Here is a 15,964-nt window from a genome sequence, read left to right on the forward strand (position 1 = left end):
CCTGCTTTTATCCATTTACCGGGTATGCGCGATAATGCTGACTGGTTTATTTGTGCAGCCAACCATTCGGTATAGAGAGCATTATCTTCTCCTTCAAGACGAACAAGCATTGTTTGCAAAAAGAGCGTTTTCTTCCTGTGCAATCGTTGCCGAACTTGCCTCCGCCATCCTCACAAAGGCCCCGGAAGCAGCGGCAACCGGTATATTCCCGCATGAAGGAGAGACATCTCGATGTACAAATATTAACTTCCCCGATTTTTTTATGAATAAAATACCGCATGAAAGTGTAGGCTAACTGTATATTTGCAGTAATCAATTCGGTAACAATCTTATCGGCATGCAATACACCGGTATTGGAATATAATTCGGTATATGCCGGTGCATCAAAGATCAGCAGAGCAGTTTCAATATTCAACTGTAAATTTTTAAATTGGAGTGGTAAAGATTGAAGAGAGAATACGGATTGGCGATTCCATAATAGCACAGGGCCTATCGCATTCTCCGCTTTTTTATCTTTTGTTCGTTCGGCATCGGAAATAACAATTACGCGTTGACCCTGTACTCGTAGGAAATCAGCTAAACTTAACGAAAAATTTAAACGATCGTCTGTTATCAGTATATCAGTACTCATAGTTACTAGTATATACCGAATAAATAAAAATTTAAATAGCTAGTCGATTAAAGTCGCTTCGACCATATAACGGAACGAATCACCTGCCACAGAGCGTTCTTTTTTTTCTATGATGAAAATCAGAGCGCGAGAGGTATCGTCCATCAGTATTTTCTTAACGGCATAATTTTTAACACCACTTCGCACATAATCGGGGCGGCCGACTTCTTTTTTTACCTTGGTACCATTCGGTTTTGTTTTTTCTACCGTTAAATAAAATGAACTTTCCGTTTTTGATTTTTGTGTCGTATTAAGCACAACCGTATATTCGTCGCTTGTCTGGAAGTCGCGGAAAAATAGTGTTTGATTTCCTTCAGTTGCTTCTGTTTGCGCATAAAGAACACGTCCCTGCCGTGTTTCGGAAATACCCCACTTGCTCAGTGAAACTTGAGCCCTATTCTGCAGTGCAAGGAAAGTCGATTTACTTTCTTTTCCTTCCGTTTGCTTTGAAGGAGATGTTCTGAAAATACCGTTGGGGAGAAAAGTATTGGCACCTACATCGACAGCGTAAATTTCGGCATACGCGCGATAGGTTTTATCCTGTAAACCGTATTGGCCGAAAGCAAACTTAGTTCCGTCAGCGGAAAAGCCTAAATTAACAAAGTTTGCAAGATCGCCGGCATAAACGGCAGCCGCAAAGACCGCCATAACAATTATGGTATAAAATTTTCGCATAACAACTCCTGCGCGTGAAAATCCGTGGATTACGTTCCTATACTTGTATCGGAATATAAAATGCAAACTTTAAAAAGGGGAAGCAAAACAAGCACTTTATCTTGTTCAAAGTAATCGGAAACCAATTACCAAATACTACAAATTATCCATTACCCATTACTTACTCAGCTGTCGCCAGACTTTAAGCTGTTCTTGTATCAAAGCCTTACCTTCTTCCAAAACTTTTAACTGGGCTTCTTTTGTAGTGGGTGTCGGATATATTTTAAGAACTTTTACCCGATATGCGCCTCCACGTAGATTGGTTGCAAGCCGTGTTATCGAAGAGATATTCCATCCGCCGTCAACCGCGGCAACAACTACCGGCATCGGAGCCTTGGATAAAAACCGCCGGAAACCGGCCGAATGAAAAGTTCCGACTTCGCCATTCTTTGAGCGGGTTCCCTCAGGAAAGAGTATCGGTATCCAATTGTTGCGCATCACCCGTCGCGCGAATGCATCCATTGCCTGCATGGCCTGACTGGGACTACCGGTACGCTGCACGATACAGTGTTCGTCACTTTTCAGCATAACGGAAACTAACGGCACATAGTCTGCCAGTTCCTTCTTCGCAACAAAACGAACCCGCTTTCCACCGAGATAGTTCATAAACACCACAATATCTAAGATGCTTTGGTGGTTGGAAATCAGCAAATACTGTTCCGGCAGCCGCGGCACAAGAGAATAATCCCCTCTGAAATGGAAATTAAGATAAGCAGAAAAAATCGAAAAGATACGGTGCGCGACAACGGTCGAAATATGTGCATTGATTTTTTTACACCACGAGCGGTGAATAGCATAAGCAATACGGTTTAATAACGCCCATCCGGCCAAAGTGCCGATACAGCATATAATACAAAAAACACCAAGCATAAAGTCCCTATCAATACAAAAAGTTTTCGACAGTATAAACTATTTCTTCTAAAGATGCAAAGCATTGCTTGGTTTTAGGAATACTGTCGATAAAAATTCTCCCGTACTGTTTAACAAGCGCCCGCTTGTCGAGCAGCGTTACAATGCCGCGGTCGGTTTGCGAGCGCATCAGGCGGCCGAAGCCCTGCCGGAATTGTACAACCGCTTCGGGGACGCTCAGCTGCATAAACGAGCTGCCGCCTCTTTTTTCGATGGCATCGGCACGGGCGCGAAAAAGAGGTGCACTCGGCACGGCAAAAGGGAGTTTTACCAAAATGACATGGCTGAGCGCCTCTCCCGGTACGTCGATGCCTGCCCAAAACGATGCGGTCGCGAATAAGCTGCTTTCGATATGTTCCTTAAAGGTTTGCAAGAGGCGGCTGCGGTCGTCCTCTCCCTGCTGTAAAAGCTCCATATCGGGCAGCTGAGTGCGGGCGTACGCACAAGTTTGTTTTAACGACTCGTAAGAAGTAAACAGGACAAGCGTTTTTCCTCCGGTCATTTCAATCAATTTGGTAACGGCGGTGTTCACAAATTGCTGAAACTGCTCATCATCAGGGGCAGGTGCATCGGTCGGGATGTTTAAGAGCACATTTTTGTCGTACGGGAAAGGCGATTCAAAGGTACCGGTGCGCACCGGCTTGTCGGAAAAAGGATGCAAGCCGACCCTGCCCAGCCAATACGAAAAGCTCGTGCCGATTTTCAGGGTTGCGGAAAGGGCAATGACGGTATCGAAGGGGATGAATACCGCCTGCCGCAGCAAACCCGACATATCCACCGGCGTTTGATTAAAGTACGGAACTTCCCCCGCAGGGCTTTGGTATTTTTCTATCCAAAAGACATACTCGGGCAGTTCTTTCCAACGGAAAAAATTTTCGAGCGTTTCGGAAATGTCTTGCAGCCGGTGCAGTGCAAGCGAACCTTCCCGCACCGCTTCTTCATACGGAGAACCTTCATCCGGTTCGGCATTGGTAATCAGCACCGCGAGCTTGACATTCAGGATATTCAGCTCCGCGTAAAAATCCTTGCACGCGGCAAGCAGCGCCGCCGTCTTCGATGCCGGAACCTGTGTAAAACCGAGACTGCTCACATTCCCGCAAAACGAGAGCGCCCGCGCCTCCAATACGGAGTAAGCCGTTTGCGTTTTTGCAAGAGCGGCGATAATAGCAGGCATCAACTCGGCTTTAGTAGAAACCGCAGTGATTTTTTCGATACAGCCGGCGGCTTTTCCCTTTTTAGTACGGGAAAGCGTTGTAATACAGCGGGTTAAATCATAGCGGGAAAAGGTACGCGAAAAAAATCCGCTTGCCGCCTCTTCAATCGTGTGAGCTTCGTCAAAGATGATTGCGTTAAAGGGCGGCAGAACGGCAGTTGAATCATAACCGGCGCCTTCTTTTCTGCTGGCGAGATCGGCAAAGAGCAGATGGTGATTAACAATTAAGAGCGCTGCCTTTTCCGCTTTTTTACGCAGCTTCATCACAAAACAGTCAGTATAAAAAGGACAGCGCTGCCCAAGGCAGTTATCCGATTCGGAGCAAATCTTTGACCACAATCCTGCCGCGGGCATAAACGGGAGTGAAGAGCGGGCGCCGTCTTGGCATGTTTGCGCCCATTTTTGAATGGCTGCCAACTCTTCCGCTTCCTGACTAAAAAGATCAGGTTCCTGTACCGTTTGCATAAGCCGCCGCAAACAAAGGTAATTCTGCCGCCCCTTAATGAGCACCGCCTGCGGCTGTTCCGATTGTTCACCGCATACACCGAGTATTTTTAAGGCGTCGGGAACATCCTTATCGACGAGCTGATGCTGTAAATTGATGGTGCCGGTGGAGATAACAATACGAACTTTGTTGGCAAGCGCCCATTCAAAGGCGGGCAGCAAGTAGGCTAAACTCTTTCCGACGCCGGTTCCTGCTTCAAAAACACCGATTGCGCTGTCGTTAAAACAATGCGTTATTGCGCGGATAAGATCAAGCTGTGACGGGCGTTCTTCATAGCGGTCAAAAAAAGACGCAAAGCTGCCGGTTTCTTCAAGATAGCCTGCTATTGTATCGGCATTAAGGCGGTGGTATACACGTTCCTCCGCTTCATCTTCGTAGTGCATAAAGGCTTAATCGCGCAGCCATTCTACCGTTGCGGTATCGTATTTAACACTGATAATAGCCGTTTCATTGTATTGAATCTGAGCATCGACCTTTGTGCCTGAAAGAATTTTTTTATCGGGGGATACCAAAAAGCGCCACTGTGGAGGATTGGTTTTTTGAACCGCTTGGCGGGCAATTTCATCGGGTAAATTGAGAAATTGGCGGGGCTGCAAACTGCCTTTTTGCGTTACCAGCAAGTATCCGTTATCGATTTTTAAATCGAGTGAGACGGACACACCGCTTGAGAATACCGCCATTCCGCGACCGCCGCGCAAGATCATCACACGGTCGAGCCCCGGCTCCCCCTTCCATGAACCGGCAAGCGAATCAACAGTGTCGATGTATCCGAACTCCGTATTCTGCTCAGTTTGTGGCAGGGAATGCGCAAGTTGCTCCAGCGGAACCGAAAAGTCAAAGAGGTTGAACACTAACAGTCGGGAATCAAGGAGAATCTTGTTAATATTATCGTATACTTTTGAAATGATGCGGGTAAACTGATCTTTTCGTCCCTTTAAAATAAGTTCAAGCTTAATCCCCTCCGGAACCTCTTCCAATGCCCCGAAGAAAATATATTCAATAGCCGGATTTTTAGGAAAATCAACCGGCGCGGACTCATTACGCAAATCAAAGATAGTATAGGTTTTAAGTTCTTTAATAAAAGAGAAAACAAGATTATCAACCGTTTGGGCAATCTGTTCGTTCATAGTAGGAGCCTGTAATTGATATACGGCAACGCCCGGAAGCGCCGAAAGCACCGGTGGCAGGCTAATAAGCAGAAGGAGAAGCATTATGTAAAGTTTCTTTGTTTCTCTATATTTCATTGCTCGTTATTACCTGTTCTTTAGCTGCAATTCCCGTTGTACATCCCGCTTAATATCCCGTTCTTTTATGTCAGCGCGTTTATCAAACTGCTTTTTCCCTTTACAAATTCCCAGCATAACCTTAATTCGACCTCGCTTTAAGTAAAATTCAAGCGGGATGAGCGTATAGCCTTTTTCTTCCGTTTTTCGAGTTAATCGTTTAATTTCATCCTTATGCAGCAGCAGTTTCTTAGGACGGTCAGGATCATGGTTAAATATTGAAGAATATACATATTCCGAAATGTGAAAATTCTTTAACCATACCTCATTTCGTATAATTTCGGCAAACGAGTCGGGGAACGAAATGCGCCCGTCCCGTACCGATTTTATTTCGGTACCTTGCAACGCAATTCCGCACTCTATTGTTTCTTCGATAGAATAGTCAAAATGCGCTTTTTAATTTTTTGCGATAATTTTTATCGACTCTCCATCCATTAAGCTTATTATATTCATCTGAAAATACTTGTCAACGTGGAAGCAAAATGGTACTGTATTGGAGGTATCTTTAAAGAGTCGGTTAGCTTTTTAGAGGTTCTCACTGGCTGCCTTCACTCGGATGTGTCAGCATCACCGGTAAAATAGGTTTTTTATGTTTTTTCAACGGTACAAATTTACTTCATATACTGAACGACGAGCAAAACGGTTTAGAATTTTCCGTACTGCCTTTATTATTTTCTTAATTTTTATACTGTATCAGCTTATCAGTTCGTATATTATCGCCGCATACCGAATTCAAGCGGATACGATGCAGCCGACTTTTTTCCTCCGGTGATATGATTATCACAACCCCCTTTTATTCCCCTCAAAAAGATATTGAACGGGGTACACTCGTAACGGTCGAACCGATTGAACGGCCCCATCAAAATTTTTTTGAAAAAATGGTGCAAAAAGTCGTTGCCTTTTTTACCTTCCAGCTGGTCAATCCCTTTTCAGCTAATCAGCCGTCGCAAGCAAAACCTTTTTGTTCGGCGCGTTGTCGGCATTCCCGGTGATACACTATATATGGAAGATTTTGTGCTGCATATCAAAACAAAAGACGGCGAGCATTTCTTAACTGAATTTGAAGTAACAAAAAACGACTATAACGTCAAAAGCGAAAACCTACCGGAGAATTGGGATACGTCACTGCCATTCTCGGGCTCTTATCCCGAAATTACGCTCAAAGAGGGGGAATATTTTGTACTCTGCGACAATCGAATTGCATCAAGCGATTCACGCCTCTGGGGGCCATTACAAGCGACAACACAGATTAAGGGACGCATCCTAATGCGATATTGGCCGTTTTCCCGCATTTCAATTTTCTAGCCCGAAACCATACCCGTGAAGCCGTCCGGTCTTTACATTCATATCCCATTCTGCACACAAAAATGCCGCTATTGCGATTTTTATTCGATAACGCAAAAAGCGGGCTTTTTCCCTTATCATCCTAATCCCCAATTTATCGAGCGACTCCTGCAAGACGTCCGTTCTTTTAAAGAACGCTATGCTATTGAAGCATGGAAAACCGTCTATATCGGCGGCGGTACACCTTCGCTGCTGCACCCCGATGATATTAGCACCCTTGCGGCCGGTATCCGTAAAGAGCAGTATCTGGCGGTTCAAGAATTTACGATAGAGGCAAATCCCGAGGATATTCATCCCGAATGGCTTGCAGCCTGTAGCGAAGGCAGTATCAACCGGCTTTCCATCGGCGTACAGACTTTTGATAACGATGTATTGGCCGTAAACGGACGCCGCGGGTCAAAAGAAAAAACGATAACAGCGTTGAATACGATAAAAAGCCGATGGCACGGCGAACTTTCCTGTGATTTAATCGCAGGTCTGACAGGTCAAACCGCGCAGAGCCTTTCCGACGATGTGCAGCGACTCATCGATTACCGCATCGAGCACATCTCCCTCTACGGGCTTTGCAGCGAAGAACCGCTCCCCGATACCCGTGAAGATTTTATTTCCGAGCTTTTACGGGAGAACACCGAGCTTTTAGCTGAAAACGGGTACATCCGGTATGAGGTGTCGAATTTTTCGTATCGGGATAAGCACCGTTCCCTGCATAACCAAATTTATTGGAATATGGAACCATACGTCGGAATCGGCCCTGTTGCATGCGGAACTCTGATACATGAAGATAGCGGCGGAAAATTTATCGCAGCGGAGCGTTTTGAAGGAATCAAAGATATCGGCAAATGGATGACCGCAGCCGACCGTACTTCGGTATATCCGTGTGAACATATCGACCGGAATATCTTTTTGGAAGAGGTTCTGCTGATGGGTTTCCGACTTTCGGAAGGGATTAACCGGCCGGCATTTGCACGGCGGTTCGGCGCGGATATTACTGCCTTTATCGGCAATACCCTCCGCCTCTGGGAAAAACGCAGGCAGTGCCGCATCGGAGCCGATCGGGTCTACCTTACTGAAGAAGGCCTGCTTTTTCTCAACCGCTTTTTAATCGATGCGCTGTCGGAACTGGATACAAAAGCACAATGCCCTGCCGGAAAGCCTCTTGACCTCGACGGTTAATCATTGTTATTCTATGTGCTATGACAGAAACGGATAAAATAGCGTTGATAGATTTGGATGAAGAAGATTACGATACGGTTTTAGCTGAGGATATTGTCTTTGACGGGATCATTAAGTTTGAAAAGCCCTTTATGATAAAGGGTGCCGTACAAGGAACCATTCAATCTTCAAGCGATTTAATGATCAGTGAATATGCAAAAGTAAAGGCAAAGATAAACGCAGACCGCGTTATTATTAAAGGCGAGGTCATCGGTAATGTTACTGCTACAACATCCGTACATGTATTTGCCTCAGGTAAATTAACCGGCGACGTAACAGCTCCCGAAGTAATACTGGATAGCGGTTGTTTTTTCAGCGGAATTTGTACGATGAATCGGCACTAGAGGTTGTAAGAACGTGTTTGCTTTTCGCAAAAGATTTCCGGCAGGAATCGCATTAGTTTTTTTAACGCTCTTTTTTCCCTATTGTATTTATGCACAAAAGGGTGATGATGCGCTGGTATTATATCGTGAAGGCCGCTATAAAGAATCCGCATCGGTATGTTTAAACGAAATAGAACGAATGCCCCGCAATATCGACAGCTATGTTGTGCTGACATGGGCGCTGCTTGCCGACGAACGCTATCAGGAAGCGGCCGACTGGACAGTTAAAGGGCGGGAAGTTTCGCAATATGATCCGCGGCTTATTGAAAGCCATGCACAAGCGCTCTATCACCTTGGAAGGAACGAAGAGAGTCTGCATCTCTTTGAAGAGTATATCGCCTATGCGCCTAACGGTACGAAGGTAAGCGGCGTGTATTATCATATCGGAGAATTGTATTTGCGTATGGCAAAATACCGTCATGCCGATATAGCCTTTTCTACCGCTATCAGGTTGGAACCGCTCAATAGCGTGTGGTGGACGAGGCTTGCGTACTCGCGGGAACAGGCAAAGGAATACCGGGCAGCATTGGAGGCGTATTCGTCTGCATTGCAGCTGAATAAAAATTCAACCGATGCTCAAAAAGGTTATGAACGCGTACTGCACCGCTTTTAATCCGTCGCAGCGCCCGCCCTTCTGCTTGACTCTTTGTGCAGGTTTTCTTCATTAATATGAATGTTCAATTATGTTCAATACGAATTGAAACGCTCGGATGCAGGCTTAATCAAACGGAGGCTGAGTCCTTTGCCGCGCTGTGTACCGATGCAGGATTTTCCATCTATACCGGCCATGCCGATTATGCCGGATACGCCGGTACAACGCCTGCCGACACTCCAACGATAACAGCCCCGGAATCCGCGGCTCCCATTCGATTATCTTCCGCGCTGCCGCCCGAACAGACGGTTCTCTGCTTTGTGAATACATGCACGGTAACCGGCAAAGCGGAACAAAAGGCGCGCCGGCTGATCAGATTACTGGTGAAGACACACCCCCATGCTGTTATTCTGGTAACAGGCTGCTATGCGCAACTGGAAGCCGCGGAAATAGAAGCGCTACACCCCCACATACTCGCGTTTCCCGGACAACAGAAAGATTTATTAACCGAAATACCGGCATACCTTGCAAAATTGGTAGCCGACAGCGCTTACTTTGACACAGCCTTTTTTCTAAGCGCAGTGCGCGCCTACCTTACCGACCTGACAACCAAAGCTCCGCAGCATACACAAAACAAACCGGTACAAAACTCATCAGTACAAAATACATCCATACACGGCATACGGGAGAACCGGCTATTCGCACTCAGCTCCCCGCATTTTTTATTTCACTCACGCGCACTGCTGAAAATTCAGGACGGCTGTAACGATGCCTGTGCTTATTGCAGGATACGGCTTGCACGGGGAAAATCCGTGTCGCTGCCCGCCACCGAAGTCCTCGAACGGCTTCGCTGTATAGAAGAAACCGGTGCTCATGAAGTAACACTGACGGGCGTGAACCTGTCGCAGTACCGGAGCGAAGCCGGGGACTTTGCCGATATGCTCAAACTCATACTGGAAAACACTGAGATGCGTATCCGCATTTCGAGCCTTTATCCCGATAGGATCGATGAGACACTTGTTCCGCTGCTGGCACATCCGCAGATTTGCCCCCACTTCCACCTTTCCGTACAATCGGGCAGCGATACCGTCCTTAAAGCGATGCACCGAGGCTACAGGAAAGCTACCATATATCAAGCGGTTTCCGAACTTCGCCGCGTAAAGGACAATCCGTTTATCGGTGCGGATATCATCGCCGGTTTCCCCGGTGAAACGGAAGCTGATTTTGAGGAAACGTACCGGATGTGCCGTGAACTTGAGTTTGCGGGAATACATGCGTTTCCCTTCTCCGCCCGCCCGGGAACAGAGGCGTGGAAAATGCAGCCAAAAGTACCTGAACGGATTGCAGGTCAACGGATGAAAAAGCTGAACGAACTGGCGGAAACGCAATCCGCATCATATTTACAGGCATGGGATGGAAAACTGATATGCGGGGTTGTCGAAGCGCCGCGCAACGGACAGCAAACCGTTATCACGGAAAACTATCTTTCGTTGCTTTTAATACGGGATTCTTTACAGGAGCGTAATTTACACGGCGGCGAATATGTCCGTGTACGAGTGCAGGGAAAGAATGCCGTACTAACGGAAATCATCTCCGACCCGCACAGCTAACCGAAGCAACCTCACATCATTTTGATGGGTAATAGGTAATGGTATCGATGGGCATCTCTAAAAGTCTAACCGAGTTTTTAGAGATGCTCTATTATTTATAAGGGAAACACTATTACCCGCGTCATATCGAGGCTGTACGGATTGTCGGCAAACGCAATATCCTTCACCTTTTCCGAATTGTATACTGCCATCTCCCTCGCGTAAGAAATCGGTATGTTCACCGCCTCATCGTGCAGCGTTGTTAAAATGAACCGGTAATCGTCCCGTATCGCATCTTCGTCTACGGTACTCATCATACCGGCAATACAGGCATCGATGCGCGCTTTTTGCACCAAGCCTGCCTGAGAGGTTTTATCCAACCCGTCGTCCGCCATCGCAGTCAAAAAGACATGCGGGTCTTGGGGAAAGCCGTAAGTGTCGTTGACGGACAGTTCAAATGCACCCGACGTACCGGTATCGAACCACGTCATCGTTTCGTACCCCTGCAAGACAAGATCAATGCCGATATCCGCAAGCTGCCCTTTTACCGCTGTCAGTATTTGCCCGTCGATGGGCTTTGCACTCTGATAAATCGCCCGCAGCTGTAATGGCGTTCCATTGCGCATCCGTATTCCCTTGCCATTCAGTTCCGTCCAACCGGCCTGCTCAAGCAGAGACACCGCACGCGCTTTATCGTATTGATACGGCGGCAGCGCAACATCGCAATACGGCATATCGCGGGTAAACAGCGTATCCGCCTTAACCTCGCTTCCGTGCAGTACCGTATTGATAATTTCATCTTTATTGATTGCGTACTCAAGCGCCAAACGCAACTGCTTATCCCGCGTAAGCGGCGAAGACGCATTGAGCAGCAGATTTCGTGTAATATAAGTTTTATCCGAAAACCGCACGGTCAACCCAGCCCTCGCACCGTTCTGATTCGCCATTCCGTTCTGCGCCGGCATCCTGACCTGCTCCAGTATATCGTAGGTAATTTGATACGAACCGAACAGTACATCGATTTCTCCCGCTTTAAGCGCAAGAGCGCGACTATCCGCATCGGGGATAATCATTACGGTAAACGACTCCAGTCCGCCGTTTTGTCCATACCATTGCGGATTTTTTGTAAACCGATACCGCTGCCCCGCAACACAGTTTGCCGCCTTTATCTCGTAGGGATCCCGTTCCCGCCGTATCCGCTGTATAGGAGCCGTAGGGATTATTCCCGTTTTCAAACAGACGAGGAGAAAGCATCCCAAACGCCGACGCACTTAACTCCTGCAAAACGGCAGGGTAAGGCTCTGCATAGCGGAACCGCACCGTGTATTCATCTGCCGCCTCCACCGCACTGATCCGCGAAACCGCCCCATAATAGCCGAGATAGTCCCCGACAAATTCCTGCATCTTTTCAATGTTGACCTTTACCGCCTCCGCAGTAAACTGCTCCCCATCGGTAAACGTAACCCCGCGCCGTAAATGAAACGTCCACGAATGTTCGTCATGCTCCCACCTTTCGGCAAGAGCCGGTTTCACTTCCCCATTCTCAAACCGGACAAGCGTTTCATACACCATCTCCGAATAATGAGAAAACCCAAGCCCGTCCATAATCCCAATCGGCTCATAACTTGCAAAATCGACCGCTTCTCCGACAATCAACTCATCACGGCCTTTTACCTCCGACGTATTTTTGCATCCCGACATGGCAATCAGCGCCGCAACCGACACCGCTGCAATCCACCGTATTTTTCTTGTATTCATACAAACCTCCATTGTTTTTTGTTACTTCTAAGTCTGATGATCTTCCCCTTATTTTCCGTTATAAAAGCGGCTGCCCGCAGGTCATGTGTGATAAATAAATATGCGCACTGCGTCTCTTTTTGCAGCCGTTTTAAGAGCTGAAGGATATGCAGCATCACCGTAGGATCAAGCCCCGCGACGGCTTCATCCAGCACGGCGAGCTTCGGTCTAATAGATAGCGCACGGATAATGCATATCCTTTTTTGCTGACCGCCCGACAATTCATGCGGATACTTTTCCAAAAGATAGGCAGGAATATCGGCGGTATCCAGCAGCGGAGCAAGCCGAGCCATACACTCCTTTTCAGAAAATCGGCAAAAATGCTGCAGCGGCTCGCAAAGGCTTTTCTTAATTTTTTGCCTTGGGTCAAAGCAGTTCAGGCTATCCTGAAACACGGGTTGAATATGCCGGTAGAGCGTTCTCCTGCGGGCAAGCGGGAAAACATCCTCGCCGTCCCACCGGATGCTGCCTACAGTCGGTTTTTCAAAACCGCAGATAAGACGCGCCAAGGTACTTTTTCCGCTGCCGCTTTCGCCGATAAGCGCAACCGTCTCCCCGTCCCCGATCGTCAACGAAAAATCCTCCAGCACCGGCACACTGCCTTTCCTGCCGTTGTCCGTATAGCGTTTTGTTACCTGTTTTACTTCAAGCATCGCTTCTCCTCTATAAAATATCCACGTGCACACATGAAAAGAAAAATCTTCCGCCATGGAGGGCGGTGTTAAACAAATATACATCCGTGTATATTTGTTTAACTTCGAGTTTGTTCCCACAAACTCGATTCTGTGGATACTCCCTGGCATCCTTGCCAGTATAACGATATTTTGATCTTGCCAAAATTTGCAGTCAAAAGTGTACATGGACGTACACTTTTGACGATGATAGTAATTCGGCTGTGTACGGATGCCGGGGATTTTTCAGAACCGTTTCGGCGGTTCCTGTCTCTACTATTTCACCCTCTTTCATCACGGCAATACGTTCTGCAATATTCGCAACGGCATTCATATCGTGCGAAACAAACAGCAATGCGGCTTGGGTCTCTCTTACCGCTTTTGCAAGCAGTTGTAAAACAATACCGCAATTACCGGCATCCAGTGCGCCGGTCGGCTCGTCGGCAATGAGCAACACGGGACGCAGCAAAACGGCAATCGCAACCATAACCCGCTGCAGCATTCCGCCGCTTAATTGCCCCGGATAGCTTTCCATAACACGTTCCGCATCGGGAAGCCCTACGGCACGGAGCAGTTCATACCCCAGCCGGAAAGCCTCACGTATACTGCAATGACGGTGAGCCTTAATCGTTTCCATAAAATGGCGCTTTATTTTCATACACGGATCAAATGCCGCATGCGGATTTTGCATGACATACCCGATATCTTTTCCGTTGATTTTTTGCTGTTCCTTTGGGGATAATCGCAGTAGTTCTTTACCACACAGCCGGATACTGCCGCTTTGCTGCGCACGGCCTTTGAGTAAACCGAGTATCGCTTTGCACACGGAACTTTTGCCGCTGCCGCTTTCACCGATCAAACCGAACGTTTCTCCCCGCGCAATGGAAAAACCGATATTGCGTATTTTCGTTCTTTCATTCGGATATTCGATGCACAAGCCGCTTACGGAAAGGATCGGTTCCACCTTCGCCGGGTCTCCCGTATACTGTACATATTGCGGCATGAGCATACTCGCTTCATTCATCGATGCTTTCCTGTACGATTTCGTTAGGCAGTACCCCCTTCGACACACTTTTCGTCGTTTGGTATATATGTTCCTGTACGGAGCCTTGATACGGAGAAAAGAAACGGCGCAAACCTTCCCCCGTTATATTGCAGGCGCATACGGCAAAGAAGATACAGAGTCCGGGATAAACGGCGAATCGCGGAGCACGAATAAAGCTGCTTTTTGCATCCGACAGCAGCGCGCCCCATTCCGGCGTCCCCGCAGGCAATCCGATCCCTAAAAATGAAAAGCCGGAGAGCATCAGTACCGCATCGCCGATTCCTATCGTCAACAGTACGATAAGGCTCGGCATAATATTCGGAAAAATATGCTTTACCGTTATGCTCCAATCGGAAAGGCCTGCGGTTTTTGCATAGACAATATAGCTTTTTCGGCTTTCGTTATGCGTATAGCTGCGCAACATTCTGCCGTACCACCCCCAATACGCAAACCCCGCGCTTACGAGCAGATTGACTACGCCGTTTCCCATAATGCCGATAACCGCAAGCACCAGCACCGTTGGCGGCATCGCCATACTCACATCACAGCTTAACACAAAAAGCTGATCCGCAACGCCGCCCTTAAACGCCGCAATCATCCCGATAGGTGTTGCAAGCACGGCAACTGTCCCGATAACTGCGGCGGCAAGTCCCATGGAATAGCGCGTGCCGTACAGCAGTCTTGAAAATATGCACCGTCCGTACGCATCCGCTCCCAACGGCATCGCAAAAGACCGCTCGGCAAACCGTACACTCATATCGATTTTGTCAGGATTATTCGGCGCCAACACATCGCAAAAAACAGCGATGATAACCAATACCGACACCATACCGAGCCCTGCGCCGAGCGCGGCATTCATTTTTCCCCTCATGCACGATTCCTCAACAAACGTTTTAGGAAGGATTAAGCGCTTCGCCGATAAACTCCGCCGCGCCGTTGCACACGGTAAATGTAAACGCCGTTACAATAAGATACGCATTGATGACGGGAAAATCACGGTTAACTGCGGCGTTCAGTGCATACATACCGATTCCCGGAATTGAAAAGATAGTTTCTACAATCGCTGTTCCCGCAATAAGATAGCCGATATTTTGTCCCCACAGAGTCACAAGCATCGGAGCTGCGTTGCGTAAAAGATGGCGCGTCATAATATTCCGGTCGGTAATCCCGCGGGCTTTCGCGTATTGAATATATTCTTTCTCCTCATTTTCCAATAAAAAGGATCGTAAAAGGCGGATAAGCGTGCCGGTCATCGGCAAAGCGAGTGTACAAGAGGCAAACAGCACGCTGACACCCTGCCCGTGCCCGATAACGGGAAGCAGATGTAAGCGCATACCGAAAACGAGCAAAACCAAAAGACCGGTGCAATAACCGGGTACGGAAAAACTCAAGAAAGAAATGAAGCCGATAAGTTTATCCGCCAACCGTTTTTTGTACAAAGCCGCTGCTATGCCGAGCGGAACGGCAGCAATGATGCTGAATACCGATGCACAGGCAGCAATCAGCAGCGTTACGGGCAGCGCCTTGCCGAGTTCTTGCCGTACGGATTTTTTAGTAAGGTACGATGCGCCGAAATCCAGTCGCACCGCTTTATGCAGCCATGACAAATACTGCTGCAGAATCGTCTTATCAAATCCGGTAAGCTCACGGTATTGCGCAATCAACTCTTTATTTGCAGAACGGACAACCCTCCGCGCGTATGCTTCCGCAGGATCAATTGCCGAAATATTTGCCAACAAGAACGAAAGGAAGGACACGCACACCAAGACAAGGATAAGATACCCCGCTTTTTTAATAATTCTCACGTTTGTTTCAAATACCCCATAGTATCATCTAATATTAATCGTTAGTATTCTACGAAAAAGTATAGGGTGCTCTACCCCAATCGGAATTTATTATGCCCCAAACGGGTATTGTTATATTTATCAGGTCAAATCTCGAGTTTTGGTAAAATAGGAGAATCAAGGAGAACCCATCCTTTAATAAAATATTAAGGCAGCTTTACGCCGCTTAAAAAAGCCTGTTTGACATATACAC

The 15,964-nt window shown here is 47.4% G+C and carries 17 protein-coding genes and 1 pseudogene; 7 read left to right on the forward strand and 11 right to left on the reverse strand.

The window, feature by feature from the left end:
- Positions 1–34 precede the first annotated feature (34 nt).
- Positions 35–295 carry a hypothetical protein gene (locus tag GWP43_RS14280; protein ID WP_203232411.1) on the forward strand — a complete coding sequence of 87 codons (261 nt, stop codon included), beginning with the start codon at positions 35–37 and terminating at the stop codon, positions 293–295.
- A 375-nt stretch (positions 296–670) separates the two neighbouring features.
- Here GWP43_RS14280 and GWP43_RS11740 read toward each other — a convergent pair whose 3' ends face one another.
- From GWP43_RS11740 to smpB, 5 genes and pseudogenes are all read right to left on the reverse strand, one after another.
- On the reverse strand, positions 671–1,345 hold the full coding sequence (locus tag GWP43_RS11740; RefSeq protein WP_162664309.1) for a DUF2259 domain-containing protein: 675 nt from the start codon (positions 1,343–1,345) through the stop codon (positions 671–673).
- Positions 1,346–1,501: 156 nt separating this feature from the next.
- On the reverse strand, positions 1,502–2,254 hold the full coding sequence (locus GWP43_RS11745) for a lysophospholipid acyltransferase family protein (protein ID WP_162664310.1): 753 nt from the start codon (positions 2,252–2,254) through the stop codon (positions 1,502–1,504).
- Between the two features lie 10 nt (positions 2,255–2,264).
- Positions 2,265–4,394 (reverse strand): ATP-dependent DNA helicase, encoded by a 2,130-nt coding sequence (locus tag GWP43_RS11750; RefSeq protein ID WP_162664311.1) that lies wholly within the window; start codon positions 4,392–4,394, stop codon positions 2,265–2,267.
- Between the two features lie 6 nt (positions 4,395–4,400).
- Positions 4,401–5,255, reverse strand: a complete 855-nt coding sequence (locus GWP43_RS11755) for a TP0183 family DNA metabolism protein (RefSeq protein WP_203232412.1) — start codon at positions 5,253–5,255, stop codon at positions 4,401–4,403.
- A gap of 9 nt (positions 5,256–5,264) precedes the next feature.
- Positions 5,265–5,729, reverse strand: a pseudogene (gene smpB / locus GWP43_RS11760) (SsrA-binding protein SmpB).
- A gap of 338 nt (positions 5,730–6,067) precedes the next feature.
- Between smpB and GWP43_RS15050 the strand changes: the two are divergent.
- From GWP43_RS15050 to mtaB, 6 genes are read left to right on the forward strand one after another with little or no spacing between them, the layout of a single operon-like run.
- Complete coding sequence (locus GWP43_RS15050; protein ID WP_230977702.1) at positions 6,068–6,286, forward strand: hypothetical protein; 219 nt, start codon at positions 6,068–6,070, stop codon at positions 6,284–6,286.
- Positions 6,287–6,296: 10 nt separating this feature from the next.
- Positions 6,297–6,599: a S26 family signal peptidase gene (locus tag GWP43_RS15055; protein ID WP_230977703.1), complete on the forward strand. Its 303-nt coding sequence runs from the start codon at positions 6,297–6,299 to the stop codon at positions 6,597–6,599.
- Between the two features lie 15 nt (positions 6,600–6,614).
- On the forward strand, positions 6,615–7,811 hold the full coding sequence (locus GWP43_RS11770) for a coproporphyrinogen-III oxidase family protein (protein WP_162664313.1): 1,197 nt from the start codon (positions 6,615–6,617) through the stop codon (positions 7,809–7,811).
- 20 nt (positions 7,812–7,831) lie between these two features.
- Entirely contained in the window at positions 7,832–8,194 is a 363-nt protein-coding gene (locus GWP43_RS11775; protein WP_162664314.1) for a bactofilin family protein, read from the forward strand.
- 13 nt (positions 8,195–8,207) lie between these two features.
- Positions 8,208–8,846 (forward strand): tetratricopeptide repeat protein, encoded by a 639-nt coding sequence (locus tag GWP43_RS11780; RefSeq protein ID WP_162664315.1) that lies wholly within the window; start codon positions 8,208–8,210, stop codon positions 8,844–8,846.
- A 56-nt stretch (positions 8,847–8,902) separates the two neighbouring features.
- On the forward strand, positions 8,903–10,435 hold the full coding sequence (gene mtaB, locus GWP43_RS11785; protein WP_162664316.1) for a tRNA (N(6)-L-threonylcarbamoyladenosine(37)-C(2))-methylthiotransferase MtaB: 1,533 nt from the start codon (positions 8,903–8,905) through the stop codon (positions 10,433–10,435).
- A gap of 95 nt (positions 10,436–10,530) precedes the next feature.
- On the opposite strand, the gene GWP43_RS11790 is transcribed toward mtaB, so the two are convergent.
- The 6 genes from GWP43_RS11790 to GWP43_RS11810 all read right to left on the reverse strand — a co-directional run bounded on the left by GWP43_RS11790 (position 10,531) and on the right by GWP43_RS11810 (position 15,732).
- Positions 10,531–11,583: an ABC transporter substrate-binding protein gene (locus tag GWP43_RS11790; protein ID WP_269138884.1), complete on the reverse strand. Its 1,053-nt coding sequence runs from the start codon at positions 11,581–11,583 to the stop codon at positions 10,531–10,533.
- Positions 11,465–12,172: an ABC transporter substrate-binding protein gene (locus GWP43_RS15315; protein WP_269138859.1), complete on the reverse strand. Its 708-nt coding sequence runs from the start codon at positions 12,170–12,172 to the stop codon at positions 11,465–11,467. The genes GWP43_RS11790 and GWP43_RS15315 overlap by 119 nt, the downstream gene beginning before the upstream one ends.
- Positions 12,169–12,864, reverse strand: a complete 696-nt coding sequence (locus GWP43_RS11795) for an ABC transporter ATP-binding protein (protein WP_162664317.1) — start codon at positions 12,862–12,864, stop codon at positions 12,169–12,171. The genes GWP43_RS15315 and GWP43_RS11795 overlap by 4 nt, the downstream gene beginning before the upstream one ends.
- Before the next feature lie 193 nt (positions 12,865–13,057).
- Positions 13,058–13,906, reverse strand: coding sequence for an ABC transporter ATP-binding protein (locus GWP43_RS11800; protein WP_162664318.1), 849 nt, complete (start codon positions 13,904–13,906; stop codon positions 13,058–13,060).
- On the reverse strand, positions 13,899–14,798 hold the full coding sequence (locus tag GWP43_RS11805; protein WP_162664319.1) for an ABC transporter permease: 900 nt from the start codon (positions 14,796–14,798) through the stop codon (positions 13,899–13,901). Before GWP43_RS11805 ends, GWP43_RS11800 begins: the two co-directional genes overlap by 8 nt.
- 22 nt (positions 14,799–14,820) lie before the next feature.
- Complete coding sequence (locus GWP43_RS11810; protein WP_162664320.1) at positions 14,821–15,732, reverse strand: ABC transporter permease; 912 nt, start codon at positions 15,730–15,732, stop codon at positions 14,821–14,823.
- Positions 15,733–15,964: the final 232 nt, after the last annotated feature.

Origin of the sequence: Treponema vincentii (assembly GCF_010365865.1) — a bacterium.
In the GTDB taxonomy this organism is placed as follows: domain Bacteria; phylum Spirochaetota; class Spirochaetia; order Treponematales; family Treponemataceae; genus Treponema.